The 15467-nt window shown below is 52.9% G+C and carries 11 protein-coding genes and 4 tRNA genes; 10 read left to right on the plus strand and 5 right to left on the minus strand.

Annotated elements, in window-relative coordinates:
* The first annotated feature begins 104 nt into the window (after positions 1–104).
* Both CA13_RS16230 and CA13_RS16235 read left to right on the plus strand, forming a co-directional pair.
* A complete protein-coding gene (locus tag CA13_RS16230; RefSeq protein WP_146398329.1) occupies positions 105–881 on the plus strand; it encodes an SDR family NAD(P)-dependent oxidoreductase in 777 nt (258 codons plus the stop codon).
* A 161-nt stretch (positions 882–1042) separates the two neighbouring features.
* Positions 1043–3805 (plus strand): DNA translocase FtsK, encoded by a 2763-nt coding sequence (locus CA13_RS16235; protein WP_146398331.1) that lies wholly within the window; start codon positions 1043–1045, stop codon positions 3803–3805.
* Positions 3806–3896: 91 nt separating this feature from the next.
* Here the strand turns inward: CA13_RS16235 and CA13_RS16240 are convergent, their stop codons facing one another.
* Positions 3897–4655: a metallophosphoesterase family protein gene (locus CA13_RS16240; RefSeq protein WP_146398333.1), complete on the minus strand. Its 759-nt coding sequence runs from the start codon at positions 4653–4655 to the stop codon at positions 3897–3899.
* 111 nt (positions 4656–4766) lie between these two features.
* Positions 4767–5525 carry a metallophosphoesterase family protein gene (locus CA13_RS16245; protein ID WP_146398335.1) on the minus strand — a complete coding sequence of 253 codons (759 nt, stop codon included), beginning with the start codon at positions 5523–5525 and terminating at the stop codon, positions 4767–4769.
* A gap of 208 nt (positions 5526–5733) precedes the next feature.
* On the opposite strand from CA13_RS16245, the gene tsaB reads away from it, so the two are divergent.
* A complete protein-coding gene (tsaB, locus tag CA13_RS16250) occupies positions 5734–6498 on the plus strand; it encodes a tRNA (adenosine(37)-N6)-threonylcarbamoyltransferase complex dimerization subunit type 1 TsaB (RefSeq protein WP_419194444.1) in 765 nt (254 codons plus the stop codon).
* A 40-nt stretch (positions 6499–6538) separates the two neighbouring features.
* Here the strand turns inward: tsaB and lptB are convergent, their stop codons facing one another.
* Both lptB and lepB read right to left on the minus strand, forming a co-directional pair.
* Positions 6539–7405 carry an LPS export ABC transporter ATP-binding protein gene (gene lptB, locus CA13_RS16255; protein ID WP_146398339.1) on the minus strand — a complete coding sequence of 289 codons (867 nt, stop codon included), beginning with the start codon at positions 7403–7405 and terminating at the stop codon, positions 6539–6541.
* Positions 7406–7445: 40 nt separating this feature from the next.
* Positions 7446–9449 (minus strand): signal peptidase I, encoded by a 2004-nt coding sequence (gene lepB / locus CA13_RS16260; protein ID WP_146398341.1) that lies wholly within the window; start codon positions 9447–9449, stop codon positions 7446–7448.
* A gap of 350 nt (positions 9450–9799) precedes the next feature.
* Here lepB and CA13_RS16265 point away from each other — a divergent pair, with 350 nt between their 5' ends.
* Positions 9800–11716: a tetratricopeptide repeat protein gene (locus CA13_RS16265; RefSeq protein WP_146398343.1), complete on the plus strand. Its 1917-nt coding sequence runs from the start codon at positions 9800–9802 to the stop codon at positions 11714–11716.
* 138 nt (positions 11717–11854) lie between these two features.
* On the opposite strand, the gene CA13_RS16270 is transcribed toward CA13_RS16265, so the two are convergent.
* Complete coding sequence (locus tag CA13_RS16270) at positions 11855–12301, minus strand: Fur family transcriptional regulator (protein ID WP_419194445.1); 447 nt, start codon at positions 12299–12301, stop codon at positions 11855–11857.
* Between the two features lie 179 nt (positions 12302–12480).
* Here CA13_RS16270 and CA13_RS16275 point away from each other — a divergent pair, with 179 nt between their 5' ends.
* The 6 genes from CA13_RS16275 to CA13_RS16300 all read left to right on the plus strand — a co-directional run bounded on the left by CA13_RS16275 (position 12481) and on the right by CA13_RS16300 (position 15120).
* Positions 12481–13371 (plus strand): ZIP family metal transporter, encoded by an 891-nt coding sequence (locus CA13_RS16275; RefSeq protein WP_146398345.1) that lies wholly within the window; start codon positions 12481–12483, stop codon positions 13369–13371.
* A gap of 136 nt (positions 13372–13507) precedes the next feature.
* Positions 13508–14212 (plus strand): class I SAM-dependent methyltransferase, encoded by a 705-nt coding sequence (locus CA13_RS16280; protein WP_146398347.1) that lies wholly within the window; start codon positions 13508–13510, stop codon positions 14210–14212.
* Positions 14213–14519: 307 nt separating this feature from the next.
* Positions 14520–14592: transfer RNA gene (locus tag CA13_RS16285), tRNA-Thr, on the plus strand.
* A gap of 147 nt (positions 14593–14739) precedes the next feature.
* Positions 14740–14821, plus strand: a tRNA-Tyr gene (locus CA13_RS16290).
* Positions 14822–14892: 71 nt separating this feature from the next.
* Positions 14893–14963 (plus strand) — tRNA-Gly (locus CA13_RS16295).
* Between the two features lie 85 nt (positions 14964–15048).
* Positions 15049–15120, plus strand: a tRNA-Thr gene (locus tag CA13_RS16300).
* Positions 15121–15467 lie beyond the last annotated feature (347 nt).

Consider the following 15467-nt stretch of genomic DNA (forward strand, 5'->3'; position numbering starts at 1 on the left):
AACGAGAATCGTCCGCCGCCTGCTCTCGCCGAAGTAGAAGGTTTCTTCAAGGCGCCCGCGACAGGTGGATGGCAGGAACTTTCAGGTCAAAGCGAGCAATGAAAATGCGTTGGAAAGCGAATGGGGCTGTCACGGTTGTCACCGGTGCAAGTAGCGGTATCGGACGCTGTTTGTGCGAATTGCTTATCGACCGCGGTGCGACCGTGGTGGGGGTGGCGCGACGTGCGGATCGGCTGACGGAACTGGAATCGCGAGAGAGCATTGGACACTTTATTCCAGTTACGGGTGACATTACCGATCAAGTCGTCCGCAACCAAATCGTCGAGGTTGCCAACGGAGTCAATGAATCTCGTGTCGATTTACTTGTGAACAATGCAGGGATCGGCGCGATTGGTCCGTTTGCGAACGCTTCGCCTGATCGACTTCGACGTGTTATGGAAGTCAACTTCTTTGCACCCGCGGAATTGACTCGTGTGATGATCCCTTCGCTTCGCCTTGGTCGGGCAGCGGTGATTTGCAACATTAGCAGCGTGTTGGGGCATCGTGCAGTTCCGGATAAGAGCGAGTATTGTGCGAGCAAGTTTGCGCTACATGGATGGAGCGATTCGTTGCGAGCAGAACTGGCCGGTGATGGAATTCAAGTGACATTGGTGAGCCCAAGCACCACGCGAAGCGAGTTTTTTGAAAAGTTGATCGAGACCGATGCGGGGAATGATTCGAAAAGCATCGGTAGTTGGCCACCGATACGGGTAGCCCGGACGACGCTTGCATCGATTGAAGCGCGTCGTAGCGAGGTGATTTGCAGCCTTGCCGGAAAGGCACTGGTTTATGGTGATCGCGTTTCGCCACCGATCATGAATGCGATTTTGTCGCGCCGGTAGGGGCCGTTGAAACGGTCTAATCATCGCTAGGACCGGCACCATCGGTCCGGTTGTAGCGATTGCGAGGGTCGAGATTGCGGAAGTTGGATGGCGACGCATTGGGGTGTCGATACGAGTGGATAGCCAATTATCCGTTTTTCTGCATCCGTTTTGCGCGTCCAATGTCGAGTACTGCTGCTGCCCCATCTGGTGATAACGCTCGCGAGGCGAACTTAGTTCGTGATGTGGTCGCGATCGTTCTCGTCGCAATGACATTGATCGCCGTCATTTCGATCGTCACGCGTAGTCCCGCCGACCCGATCGAAGAGCCGATTTGGCCTGTCAGCGAAATTTACTCACCGAACAATTCGGTCTATCCGGCCAACTCGACCGTGACCAATGCGTGCGGCTATTGGGGCGCCTTGATTTCATCAGCATTGTTCGATGCCTTAGGGTTATCAAGTGCATTGCTAATTGCGGCGGTGGGCGGGGTTGCGACGGCTCTGTTGCATCGTGGCAAGCTTAATGCCCCCGTACTGCGATCACTTGGCGGGACGATCGTGATCCTTGGGGCTGCAACCGCAGCGGGTCTATTACCGGCGGAGATTGAGGGCATGCCCGTGGTTGGCAATGGCGGTTACTTAGGAGCGATGGGCTCGACGTTCTTGTTAGAACATTTTGCGCCGGCGGGTGCTTGGATTCTTTCGATGACCGTTTTGGCTGTCGGTTTGCTGCTAACAACGGATTACGCTTTGGTGTACGCAGGTCGCGCGATCATGCGTCGCGGTGCCACAGCTTCACGCAATGGGATGCAGCGAGCGGCCAAGGCAATCCCGATATCGGTGCGTCGCCGTCGGCAACCATTTACGGACTTAGAAGAACCCATTCGGATCGATGGCGACGCGACCACGGAAACAGAAACTTCATCGGAGACGCCAGCGGCCGGCGAAACACCGAGCGAGTTTTGGAACGACCGAAAACCGAAGTTTCGCGTCCAACGTCCGCGCCGCAAACCAGAACCACCGGCGGAAGAAAGCGAGACGGAGGATGTCGGTGAAGTTGCTTCCACAGGATTAGCTGCTGCAGGTATGGCAGCGGCCAATAAGCTTGCTGCGGCAGTCACCGGCAAAGCCGACACCGGCAAAACCGAAACCGAAAAAGAAATCGAAGAGGAAGGCGAAGAAGAATGGGAAGAAGAGGAAGAAGTCGAAGAGCCTTTGCTACGCGATATTGAAATCGACGAAGAAACCGTTTCGCTGCGTGGAGACGAGAGTCACGAAATTCAAAGACCGAAAATCAATTCACCTCGCAAGATTAATTTGCGAGAAGAGCTCGATAACGCCGTGCGTGATAAGAGTGATGCGAGTGTCATGGATTATCGGTTGCCAAGTCTCACGCTCTTGGAAAGTAGTGATGGATTCGACTACGGTGAACTTGAAGCCGAGGCGGAGCGAAAAGCAGATTTGTTACAGAAAACAATTTGCAGCTTTGGGTGTAACGTTCGCGTGTCAAACATCACCCTTGGACCGGTGATCGCCCAGTATGAGATTGAACTGGAAGCAGGGCTTCGTCTGAACAAAATCAGTGCATTGGCGGATGACTTGGCTATCGCGCTGCGTGTTCCAAGCGTTCGAATCGTAGCCCCGATTCCAGGCAAGAACACGGTCGGTATCGAGGTGCCAAATGAGATCCGACAAGTGGTCCGACTGCGTGACGTGATCGAAGAATCGGACATGAGCAAATCGAAAGCAAAGATCCCCGTGTTTCTTGGCAAGGACGTTTCGGGCAATCCGATGGTGGTCGGGCTCGAGAAGATGCCTCACCTGTTGATCGCCGGTCGTACCGGTACCGGTAAGTCGGTTTGTTTGAATGCGATCATCACTTCGATTTTGATGATGTGCCGACCTGATGAAGTCCGGATGCTGATGATCGACCCCAAAATGGTCGAGTTGAGTGGGTACGGAAGATTACCGCATTTGATGCATCCGGTGATCACCGATATGAAGAAGGCCGAAGCGATATTGGCATGGGCTGTCGACAAGATGGAGGAACGCTATTCGCTATTGGCGAAGGCCGGTGTTCGGCATATCAACAGCTACAACGATCTAGGACGCGAAGAGGTGCTGCGTCGATTGGAGATCGAAGAGGGTGATGATGCTGAAGCAGTGCCTGACAAATTGCCGTTCATTGTCATCGTCGCGGACGAAATGGCAGACTTGATGATGACCGCTGGTAAAGAGGTTGAAACGCATATTATTCGATTGGCCCAAAAAAGTCGTGCGGTCGGAATCCATTTGATCCTTGCGACTCAAAAACCAACGGTCGACGTGATCACCGGTTTGATCAAAAGTAACTTGCCGGCACGCTTGAGCTTCCAAGTAGCGAGTAAGACAGACAGCCGCGTGGTTCTTGATGAAAACGGCGCCGACAAATTGCTTGGTAACGGAGATATGCTGTTCCTATGGCCCGGAACAAGTACGTTAATTCGTGGTCAGGGAACGTACTTGTCGGATGATGAGATCGATGCCGTCGTCGATCATTGCGGTATGGGAGAGCAGAATTTCGTCAATGAGTTGATGAGTTTGAAAGTCGATGTAGAAGGTGAAGGCGATGGATCAAAGGTCGGGGAAATCAAGAACCGTGATGAACTTTATGAAAGTGCGATAGAAGTGGTGATTCGTGAAGGACGCGGTTCACTATCGATGTTACAGCGATGCCTAGGAATCGGTTACGGACGAGCAGCCCGCTTGATTGACTTCATGGCCGAAGATGGGATTGTCGGCGAATATAATGGGTCCAAGTCGCGCGAGGTGATCATGACGATGGACCAATGGCAAAAGATGCAGGGCTTTGAACCAGAGGGTTCCGAGGAGTCCGCAGAAGATGACAAAGAGGGTGGATACGAAGAAGCGGACGAGGAATACGAAGAATATGAGCTTGAGTGACGTGGATAGGCTGCGGTTCAGCCTTTACGTTGCCAATGATTCGCTGCTTTGGTTGTTTATTCAGAGCAGACTATTGCAGGTGTTCCTGCTGCTATCGTCCATCGCGGAGTCGGTAACCTAGGAAATTGTCAAGTTCCGGTTCTGCTTCAATCTCACGGACTGTCTCTTCGATGTCGTATTCGACCCGCCGGAACTCGATCATCTCTTGGTCAAAAATGACGTAGCAACTTCGTGGGTCGCCGTCACGCGGTTGGCCGACACTGCCAACATTAACCATCAACTTCAATGATGGATTTGAAACGCCGTAGCCGCCTGCTAAATCCACAGGGCGGATGAATCTTAGTTCAGGTGTGAACACCCCCGGCACATGTGTGTGGCCTTGGAAGCATAAATGGGGAATCATGGAAAACAGCTTTTCCATTTTCTTGCCGTTCTGAGTGTCTTCTGGGAAGACATACTCATTGGTGGGACTGCGCGGTGATCCGTGGACAAACAGAACACTTCCTTCACGGACAGTGCGTGGCAATTTGCACAAGTATTCCATTCGCTGGCGACTCGCTTCGGGCCCATCGGCACCACTTTCCAGCTGCGTTCTTGTCCAAAAAATCGCCTGCTCCGCCGCGACATTGAAGCCTTCGGGGTCGAATAACGCACTGCTGTCGTGATTGCCCAACACGCAGAAATCGAATTTCATCGCTTGGTCCAAACAGGCACACGGCTGTGGGCCGTAGCCGACCACGTCGCCGAGACAGACGACTCGGTCGACCTTTTGAGTCGCAACATCGTCTAGCACCGACCGGAGGGCGGCAAGGTTGCCGTGAATGTCACTAAGAATCGCAGTTCGCGTCACGTCGGTTTGCTCTGGGCGTTCGGAAATACGGGCGTTCGGAAATACGGGCGTTCGGAAATACGGGCTCTCAAACAAAAAGAATTCGGACCACCAAGCGGCAATCCGGCTTCTTTATCGCCCATGTTTGAGTCGGTCGCCCAACGCATCGGCTAAATCAGGGACCGCATAGATCTTATTGGCAACCGAATCAATGTTATAGTCAACACGACGAAACGTCACCGTCTTTGCTTCGGTATCTAAAATCGCATAGCAGGACCGGCGATCCTCATCACGCGGTTGGCCCACGCTGCCGACATTGATCATCACTTTCTCGCGAGAGAGTTGGTAAACGTGATCACATTCATCGGGGGAAATGAATTCACACTCTGTCGTAAAGACGCCCGGCAAATGGGTATGCCCCATGAAGCAAACATGCTCGATCTTGCCGAACAAAATCTCCATTTTTCGGGTGTCAAACACATACTCGGGAAAGACGTATTCGTTCGTCGGATCTCGTGGTGAACCATGAACAAAACGGTATTCGCCTTCGTCAATCTGGCGCGGCAATTCACCTAGGAAGTCCCAACGTGCATTCACTTGGTCCGGAGAGCCTGGGCCATTATCAAGTTGGTCCCGCGTCCAATAGATCGCTTGCAGGGCCATCGGGTTGAATCCTTCCGGATCGAACAGAGCCGCTTGGTCATGGTTGCCTAAAATCGTAAGTTTGGCTTCCTTCATTACCGAGTCGAGACATTCGCATGGATTCGGCCCATAGCCAATGATGTCGCCGAGGCAGTAAATGTCATCCACATTTACGGTACGAATATCCGCCAGCACTGCAGTGAGCGCGTCGTAATTTCCGTGAATGTCGCTAATCAACGCGCGTTTCACTGAAATGTCCCGTGGGTCAAAGTGTCAATGGTGGGTCGAAGTGTTTATGGAAGATGCGTGCAACCGGATTGTAAGGGGAACCAATTTTTCACGGCAATCCCACCGCAAACAGATAAGCCATTATTTCAAGCTCATAGCGGGAAAAGGCAGCTTAGCTTTGTCTGGTGGCTTTGCTCCGCTCCTTATTTTAGCTAAAAGAAGCAGAGCCATGTCAGACCTAAACCCAATCGCGAGTACTTTCCCCCTCGCTAATGTCACTCAAATCGCGATCGAGACGACCGGACGTACCGGTTCGATCGCCGTATTGAGTGCCGAACAAGTCATCCACCAAGAGACCTTGGGGCTCAATCGGCGTGCTGCAGCAGATATTGGGCCGGCACTCCAACGAGCGATTTCGATTGCCCGTGCTCTTTCGGATTCAATTGGATTTATTTCCGTCGCCGATGGTCCAGGCTCCTTCACAGGGCTGAGAATCGGCATCACGACTGCAAAAATGCTCAGCTATGCAATTGAGGCCCCTCTAGTGGCGGTTGACTCGGTCGCTGCGGTGGGGGCAACGGTTTTTGCGGAGCAACCGTGTAGCATCGAGACGCCTGACGCCGTGTTGGTGGCACTTGATGCATACCGCAGTCAGATATTTTCCGGCCAACTCCGTCGGATGGAATTGTTGACTCCATTGGAAAAATTGTCGCAGAGTTGGTCCAGTCATCCCGATGGCATTGCGATGGTCGACATGGACCATTGGGATGATCAGCTTGGGCAATGCGAAGGTGAGGCGCTTTTGTTTGCTGGCGATGCGAAGCCGTTTAGTAAGTCATCGGTAACGATGGCAAGTCGGTCGCAAGCCGATGCAGTCGGAGTTGGCTTGTTGGGGTTTCGCGCGGCGACCCTTGGCCAATGGAGTGACCCGTTTGCATTGATCCCACGTTACCTTCGGGGCAGTGCCGCCGAAGAAAAAGCAGCAAAGCAATAATCATTGTGCATGTCGACTGCAACGACGGCACTTTGGCTAATTAGACATCTGTCACGCGGCGAACGGATTTTCGTCGGGATCCATCAGACGGATGGAAATGAGGTCTCGGAACGACTCCGCTGCTTCGAGTTGATGTTTCGGTGCGCTGTGAAGATGATTGCGCCGCGCCGTCCAAATCGCCGAGGTACTCCTCACGCACCTTGGGATGTTCTTTCACTTCCTCGGGACTGCCATCGATCAGCACTTGGCCCTGATAGATCACATAGCACCGATCCACTGTACCGAGAATTTCACGAGCGGCGTGATCGGTAATGAGGACACTGATTCCACTATCGCGGAGTTGCTTGATTACACCCTGAATCGATTGAACGGTGATCGGGTCGATTCCCGCGAAGGGTTCGTCGAGCATCACGATCCGCGGATTAGAAACGAGGCAACGAGCAATTTCGAGTCGCCTTCGTTCACCGCCACTCAACCCCGCGGCCTTGCTCTTGCGAATGTGGGTAATGTTGAACTCTTCAAGCAATTGCTCGGTTCGCACCTTCCTTTCCTTGCGCCCCATGCCGAGAAGTTCCAATAGGGCCGAGATATTTTGTTCGACAGTCAACTTCTTGAATACGCTCGGTTCTTGTGGCAAGTATCCCATATGACCATCCCGAGCTCGGCGGAACATCGGCCAATCAGTGACGTCTTGTCCTTCCACGTACACACGCCCGCGGTCCGGTTGGATCATTCCACAAATCATCCGAAAACAGGTCGATTTGCCAGCTCCATTGGGGCCCAGCAAACCAACGATTTCCGCCTCATTGACGTGCAAATTCACGCCATCGACAACACGCCGGCGCCCGTAGGTTTTTTGTAGATCGATCGCTTGTAGGATCGTTTGCGTTTCGGTGATCGCATCCATGCTTCGTACTCTTTTGTTTTGCCGATTTTTACATGCGTGACTAGCGGATCAGTTTCATTCGGCGAAAATTTGGGGTAAAGGGAACCGGCGAGTTCCACGAGTGAGGCCAAAACACCAGCAGCGCCTTTCCGACAAGCAGATCTCGGGGCACATACGAAGCGTCCGACCACTTGTCGGCATCTTCGGGCATGCCAAAGCGGACCTTCGTTCCCGCCCAACATCGAGCGTCGAGACTCTCCGGGCTATTGTCACCCATCGGGAAAAATTGGTCTTCTTCCAATTCAAACGTGACCTCGCGTCTCGCTTTCCAAACTGGTGACTCAGCCCACGTTTCGGGTTGGCCCATCATGTCTTGGATGTCAAAATCCGTAACCGCACCACCAGCAGCTTGCCAAACTTGGCGCATGTCATAGTCAGACATTCCTTCGCTACTGTCAGCGGTTGCGATGTAATATTTGTCGCGATCAACTCGCAAATGATGGATGGTGCTGTCGCCGCCTCGCACACCAATTCCCAAAGGTGAAGCGTCCATCGGGTGCACCGCAGCGATGTACCGAGGGTAGGCCTCGTCGTCCGATCGGAATTTTCGAGCGTCAAACGTCGTCGGTGCATCGAATGCGACTAACTCGTCATTGACCCAAAGCAATATCTGGTCATCACAGTTGCTCATTCGCACCGAGACCCGTGAACCCGCTTTGACGATCGTTTGGGCGGTGGGGTGCAAATTCAGCCGTTCGGTTTCACTGTCGAACGGCAAAGGTTTGTCGTCCAAAATCGTCAACGCTGCGGTTCCGCTTGTTAAATCAATTTGACATTGATGCCGAATGCCCGCTTCCACGATCTCCAGTAGCAGTTCTTTGCTGTCAGTCGACGTTTCGACTTCCGCTTCAAAGATCAGGTCACCGACCCAATGGATGCCGTCACGCGACAATCCTTGGTTTCCAAACATGGCACGCTGCTTGAATTGCTCCGGGCCGACTCCCGATTGAAATGAATTCGACAAAACGCCCTGTGAGTAGCTCGTCAGCATCGACCAAGGACGACTCAGCGAACGTCGTTGGATCGCCGACGGTTTCTCGTCATACAAGACGTCTGCTGGGACATGAATGTAAGAGTCGTACGAATAAAAATCGGTAATCAATCGGCTTGAGTAGGGATCAACATCGGCGAGTGATAAGCCTTTGTCCGCACGTTCCCATTGTTGTTCATTGGGCCATCGGTGATAGTACCGAAGCCAATTCACGCGATCCGCTGCATCGCTCCCAAGCGTTGCTGTCATCGAATCGGTCGATTGGTTGACTTGCCACGAATCTTGCGGAACGCTGGTCGCGTTTTCGCTCCAAGGTTGCCACCGGCTAGGGTACTTTGATTTGACTAGCACCTCCGATTGGTAATCGGTGTCATGCACCAAGTGACGCATCGACAAGATTTTTTCGGCGGGCTTGTGCAAGATTTTGTCTGGATCGTTTGATCCGGTCGGCCGTGTAAAGGCATCACCGTGATGGAGCGTCAATGTTTCGCCGGGCAGTCCGACAAGCCGTTTGATGTAGTTTTGTTTTGGGTTGCCAGGGAACTTGAAAACGATCACGTCCCATCGCTTTGGTTCCGAAATCGTGTAGGCAAACTTGCTGACTAAAATCCGGTCACCGTTGAAGGTGCCGTGGTCCGCAATATTCGCTAGATCCATCGGGTTGATGTGGCGACAGTTTGGGCAAATCCCGGCAACCACGGCATTTTCGGTGACTGGGCCGCGCCGTTCTAAACTGGCACCGACTTGGAACGGGGCTCCACAACGGTCACAGAACATGTCTTTATGGGCGCCCATCAAAGTTGGGGCCATCGAACCCGTTGGAATCACGAATGCTTCGGCCAAAAAGGCACGGAACAATAGCGCCAATATAAAGGCGACGACAAACGCCTCGACCGTTTCGCGTTGCGCGGCCGTGCGGAAGGTTTCGGCACGAACCTGAGCGGGGCTGCGGTGCCCCTTGGCGTCCTTCGCATCTGTTGCCGAGCTGGATTCAGTAGTGTTTTTTCGGCTCATAGGGGGGATTTCGGGAACGCGAATCGAGGATTGAGGGAGTTTGGGGCAAACAGAGGCGGTATTCAAACAAGCATCCTAGCGACTTTACTAGGTTTACGGAACTTCGATTTCATTCGTTCACTCTAGCAGGTCTCCGACTCCACAAAAGAGCGTCCACAGCGGTGATTTCGCGGAGCGAAAGGTGGCAATTTGGAAGCAGAGACGCCAAAGTGAGGAATTGGAAGCAAATCGGCTCTCGACTCGGACTGCACGGAATCCGATCATCCTTTAGAATATTGTCGAGTGTCTTGACGGTTCGCTGAGCGTTTTCATCGAGCATTTTCACTGTGCTGTTCCCGTAATGCATGTCCATGTCCTTTCGTCCAAATTGCTCACAATCTTGGTTTTCTGCATGGGTTGCCCCGCTGGTCGGCGCGATTTTGATCGCGATTTCCTCGTCCTTCGGATTCGGAGAAGAAAGCAATGCTGATAGCGAGCCCCTTAAAGAAGTCTCGGATCAGCAAACGCGGGTTTCTCAGCTTATCGAACGACTAGGCAGCGAAAGCTATGCGACGCGCATGCGTGCTCGTGAGTCGCTTCAGAGGCTGGGGCTCGAAGCATTTGACGAATTGCATTTGGCTCTGTATCACGATGACAGCGAAATCGCGATGACCGCGCGTCATTTGGTCAGCAGTTTATCGGTCAGTTGGTCCAAAGAAACGGACATCGAAGAAGTTCGCGAAGTCTTGTATGAGTATGGCGCACAAAGTGAAGATGAACGGCGCAGTCGGATTTCGATCCTGGCCGATTTGCCTGAGCGAGCTGGGTTGGCGGCGCTTGTTCGGTTGACTCGATTCGAACCCTCATTGGCACTCAATCGTGTTGCCGCGTTATCGCTGATGCGGCAAGCGACCAGCGACGACGATGCTGTGCGACGCCAGAACGCCGAAGAAATTCAACGCGGCCTCGGTGAGGGGGGGCGTGCACCTGTGGCTTGGCTTGCGGCCTACGCTGATGACCTTGTCAGCCATTCCTACGATGCCTCGCGATGGCGAAAACTGGTTAACGAGCAACGGCGCCAAGTCGACACTGGATCGGTTCTATCCGTATCTGGAGCCTCGGTCCTCGAATTGGTCCGTGTTTGTGCTAACTATGCTTGGCTGCAACATCAAGCCGACGATGCTTTTCAGTTGGTCTCCGAAAACTTAGACCTCGTGCAACCTACCACGCGTGATTTAAGCGAAGCATGTGGCTGGGCGATCAAGACCGGATTGTATTCCATTGTCTTGGAACTTCAAAAACGGCACGCTTCGATTTTTGAGGGGCAGCCGATGCTGCTCTACTCCGCTGCCGAAGCACATCGGGCCAGCGGCAGCGATGACCAGGCGAATCAATTGGCCAATAAGTCACTTGCGATCCGCCCACTCCCATCCTCCGAAAAAGAACGCGAAGCGATGTCTCCCAATGAGTTGGCTGAAACCGCTCAGGCCCATCGTGAAATTGCCCAGGAACTTCAATCGCGAGGCTTGTTTGATTGGGCTGAAAGCGAATACCGCTTGATCATTGACAACCTTGACATCGTCATGCCCCCATCGCCAAGAACTCGTGAATTGCTGGCGAGAATGCTAGCCGAGTTGCAGCGTCATCAAGAGGTTGTCGATGTCTTGTCGCCATTGCTTGAGCGACTCGAAAACGACGACCAATTCAAAAGTGAACTGAATACCGGTCGATTCACCTACGACAGTATGCGAAGCGATATCCAGTGGCATGCTGCCTTAGCGAAGGTCGACGCAGGCGAAATTGCCGAAGCGAAGCCACTCATTCAAAAAGCGTTTCGGCTCTATCCCGACAACATTGATATCTTGATCGCCATGTACCATTTGGATCCGAACGATGATGAGTGGGTGAAGATGGTCGAAACTCAACTCGAGCAAAGCGTGCGAAATGCCCAGCAAACAATTGACAACATCGAAACGTTAATGAATCGCCCGGGCCGCATTATTCGCAGCGATTCGGCGTTAGCAGGGGCTTTGAATAGTTACGCCTGGTTGGTCGGCAACACCAAAGGCGACTACGAGCGGGCGCTGCGTTACAGCCAACGGTCGCTGGAACTGATTCCGAATGATCCCGAACTCCTTGATACGCTGGCGAGGTGCCACTATGCCGTAGGCGATTACCCAAACGCTCTGAGTACACAATTGAAAGCGGTTCGGCTGATGCCTCACTCGCCGCAGATGCTCCGCCAACTTGACCTTTTCGAAAAGAAAAATGCCGAGCCACAACCCTAAAGCGGTTCGCAATGAGTGCCTTGCTTCTGAGTGTCTGGTGCATCGCGCATTACTCGATCGCCAAATCTGAATGGGGGCCAAATCTGAATGCGGGCTTGGTCTTTAGGACGCCGATAACGCATTGGCGATAAGCCGCGTTTATTCGCGACACTGGTTGCAGTGTCCGCGAAGTAGGATTTCCGTCACCTCGCCAACCGAATCGCTTTTTCGGCGGCTATTGGCAGTTAATTGCACGTCTGCCAAGCAGGTTACCGAACCACAATCCACACAAAGAAAATGAGGGTGGTTTGTTTCGTCTTGCGAATCAGGGTCGATCGCTTCGAACCGCCAAACATGGTCACCAAGTTCAGTGCGGCGTAGCAGTCCCGCATCGGTCAAGTCATTCAGGTTGCGAAACGCAGTCGCTTTGTCGACGCCCATTTTCGATAGCGATTGGGCGACGTCAGCGTGAGTCAACGGGGACGAGGATTCACGCAATATCCTCAATGCTGCGGTCCGCGCAGGAGTGGCACGCAGTCCCGCATCGCGGATTGCTTGTTGAATCTCCGGAAAGGTCGAAAGCATCGTATTTGCGCGATCGTTCATGTTTGGGAGGGGTAGATGAGAGAACGGATTGCTTTCATCCTACGCAGATGCACATTTATTGCAAGTGCATTCAGTTCCTTGGTTTTGGATACTTGCAATCGGATTGCAATTCCCTAGGATTGGGGTTCGCTTTTTGTTCGAAGCGGCGTTCACCTTTTTTATGATAATTTTGCCGTTCCATGACTGAATCCCTTCTTGCGATTTACTGCGTATTGATCGTACTTGCTTCGGTCACGGGCGGGTGGTTGCCCGCGATCATGCGAATGACTCATTTGCGGACCCAAATGCTAATGAGCTTTGTGGCGGGGTTGATGCTAGGGATAGCGATGCTGCATATGCTGCCTCATGCATCCGAACTGCTCGGATCCCCGTTCCGCACTTCGGCCGCCGCTTTGGCAGGAATTTTGGCAATGTTTTTGCTAATGCGAGCCTTTCACGCTCATGCTCATGGGGGCCAGGAGGAAGCGTGTGAGCAGGACCATTCGCACGACCATAAACACTCGCATGATCATGGGCACTCACATGAGTCGGCGAAGCATTTGGGATGGCTGGGAATGCTGTTCGGGCTTGGGCTTCATACTCTGATGGACGGAGTTGCACTTGCTGCCAGCATTGCGGCCGAAGCGCCTCACCAGCCTTGGCTGGGGCTTGCGGGCCTGGGGACCTTTTTGGCGGTAATGCTCCACAAGCCTCTCGATGCATTTGCGATCACGTCGGTGATGAAATCCGGCGGTTGGACGCCAGTGCAGCAGAGCTTGGTAAATATGTCGTTCTCGTTGGCTTGCCCGATTGGCGCGTTATTGTTCTTTTTCGGTGCCAGTCAGATGTCAGCAGAAAGTGAATTCCTGGGGTGGGGGTTAGCGGTGTCAGCGGGCTTCTTCATTTGTATTTCGCTTTCGGACTTGTTGCCCGAAGTTGCTTTTCATGACCATGATCGATTGAAGCTGACCTCTGCCCTGCTTCTTGGGGTTGCGTTGGCGGTCGGAATCGAAAATTTGCCCGGCCATGCCCACGATGACCATAGCCAGGAAGGTCCAGCACCAATTGTTCAAGCAGTCGAGAGTCCGTAGGGAAAGCCTTTCCAACGCAAATTCCCAAAGCAATTTACTGTCGTCGCACTTGTTTTACCTGAGTTGCCAGTGTTTTACCTGAGTTGCCAGTGCGGTTCCGATTAAGATCATTCATGCAAACCCTGTTGGAGCAAAAATGTTGAAAGATCCGTTTTTTGAACCTTACGACCGTGAAGACATTGCCTATGGCGAGGAGCCGTCGGCTGCGCTCATTAGCTACCTGAATCAAGTCGATGGCAGCGGTCGGGCATTGGATTTGGGAGCGGGGGCAGGTCGCGATTCCATCGCACTCGCCTTGGCTGGTTATCACGTTTTGTCGGTCGACCTGAGCAATCGCGGGCTCGAGCGGGTCCTTCAGCGAGCGGCCAGTGCCGGGGTACGTGATCGTGTTGAGACGCATGAAGTGGATGTTCGTAATGTCGAAATGCCAGCGGATTCGTTTGATGCGATTGTGGCAACAACCGTGCTGGATCACATTTCGCCCGAAGATTCCAAGATTCTGTGGGATCGCATGACCGAGGCATTGACGGACAAGGGCGTGCTTTACGTGCAAGTTCATACGACCGAAGATCCTGGGAGCGATCAACCACCCGGGGTTTTTAGCGACGCGCCGGTAAGCGAAACAGCGGGAGCGGTTATCAATTATTTTTCGCCGAACCAATTGGTTTCGTGGGCGTGTGAGCCAAAGAGTCGTTTGAGGGTATTGCGATACGAAGAGCGTTTGGAGTGGGATTACACACATGGACCTGAGCATTTGCATGGCAAAGCATCGCTGCTGGCCGTTCGGGCGGGTGCCTATCCACCCTGGTATGGACAGCCAGCGGCGTTTCCGAAGCGATAATGTCGCATTGCGTACAGGGAGTCGCCTTGCGTACAGAGGAAATGCGTCAGAACACGTTCGTGTGACGTTGTGAAAGGCGTCAAAATGCCAGCCGGTTAGCGTTGATGCGAACCACGCTAGGCTTGAGGCTGTCGCATTCACTAGCAAACCTTGGGGCCAGAATGGAAAAAATCGTCCGAATCGCCGTGATTTGGTGCTCGTACGTCCGTTTTCGTCTTGCCTGATATCCCGGGATCGCTACACTTTGCCCTTCCAAAGTTGGCCTTTGACGGACAGCCCTGTCAAGCGAGCCTCTTTTGGGTCGACCGCCAGCGTAGCTCAGTTGGCAGAGCAGCTGATTTGTAATCAGCCGGTCGTGGGTTCGAATCCCTCCGCTGGCTTTTGTCAGAAGCAAAAGGCCTACAAAACAAAACAACAACAGGAAAACCAAAACAGAAAACGATTGCCCCCACTTGGCATATTCCATTGGGGGTTCGACAATGCGAGTTTGATGAGCCAAGATTAGGCTCGATCAAAACGAGAAATTCGGGGGTTTGTCCGAGTGGTTAAAGGAGACGGACTGTAAATCCGTTCGCTATGCGTACACAGGTTCGAATCCTGTAGCCCCCACTTTGAAAAGGATGAAGGCGGAAGGATGAGAGGCAATCGCATCTTCATCCATGCATCTTCAACTTTTTCCCGCGGGTGTAGCTCAATGGTAGAGCAGCAGCCTTCCAAGCTGAATACGAGGGTTCGATTCCCTTCACCCGCTTCTGAGTTAGGCTTTTGGACTGCAGGCTTTTCGGTTTCTAGGTTTACCTACGATCCTAAAAGCCAGCAGCCTACAGCCTAGCTTTGCTGCTGTAGCTCAGTGGTAGAGCGCCTCCTTGGTAAGGATGAGGTCATGGGTTCAAATCCCATCAGCAGCTTTCGTCGAGAGCCGATCGCGACGCAGTAGAGAGGTTTGAGGGAAAAAAATGGCAATGAAACGCTGTTTTTTTCGTTTCGGCAATTGCAAGCGGCGATACTTTTCGCAACAACTACGGAAACTTTGTCGCACCGCGGCCACTTTTGGGTTGGTTTTGTTGGTGTGCCGGGTTTGCTGCTTTAGGTTGTAAAGCGACCGACGGCAAAAAAATGCCTTATGAACTGTAGGTATGACACGTGCTCCGCGGTGGAGCACCGAAGATTTTCCATTTCGTTTCGATTTCTTTGTTGAACGAGTGGCCATGCGGCTGAAAAGTCGACGAGCAACCGTGGGTGTGAACGCGGTCGT

The sequence above is a fragment of the Novipirellula herctigrandis genome, assembly GCA_007859835.1.
GTDB lineage: Bacteria > Planctomycetota > Planctomycetia > Pirellulales > Pirellulaceae > Novipirellula_A > Novipirellula_A herctigrandis.

Bases quoted from the DNA above. Each gene is read 5' to 3' on its own strand.
- CA13_RS16230 (WP_146398329.1), top strand. From the start codon at position 105: ATGCGTTGGAAAGCGAATGGGGCTGTCACGGTTGTCACCGGTGCAAGT.
- CA13_RS16235 (WP_146398331.1), top strand. From the start codon at position 1,043: ATGTCGAGTACTGCTGCTGCCCCATCTGGTGATAACGCTCGCGAGGCG.
- tsaB (WP_419194444.1), top strand. From the start codon at position 5,734: ATGTCAGACCTAAACCCAATCGCGAGTACTTTCCCCCTCGCTAATGTC.
- lptB (WP_146398339.1), bottom strand. From the start codon at position 7,405: ATGGATGCGATCACCGAAACGCAAACGATCCTACAAGCGATCGATCTA.
- lepB (WP_146398341.1), bottom strand. From the start codon at position 9,449: ATGAGCCGAAAAAACACTACTGAATCCAGCTCGGCAACAGATGCGAAG.
- CA13_RS16265 (WP_146398343.1), top strand. From the start codon at position 9,800: ATGTCCTTTCGTCCAAATTGCTCACAATCTTGGTTTTCTGCATGGGTT.
- CA13_RS16270 (WP_419194445.1), bottom strand. From the start codon at position 12,301: ATGAACGATCGCGCAAATACGATGCTTTCGACCTTTCCGGAGATTCAA.
- CA13_RS16275 (WP_146398345.1), top strand. From the start codon at position 12,481: ATGACTGAATCCCTTCTTGCGATTTACTGCGTATTGATCGTACTTGCT.
- CA13_RS16280 (WP_146398347.1), top strand. From the start codon at position 13,508: ATGTTGAAAGATCCGTTTTTTGAACCTTACGACCGTGAAGACATTGCC.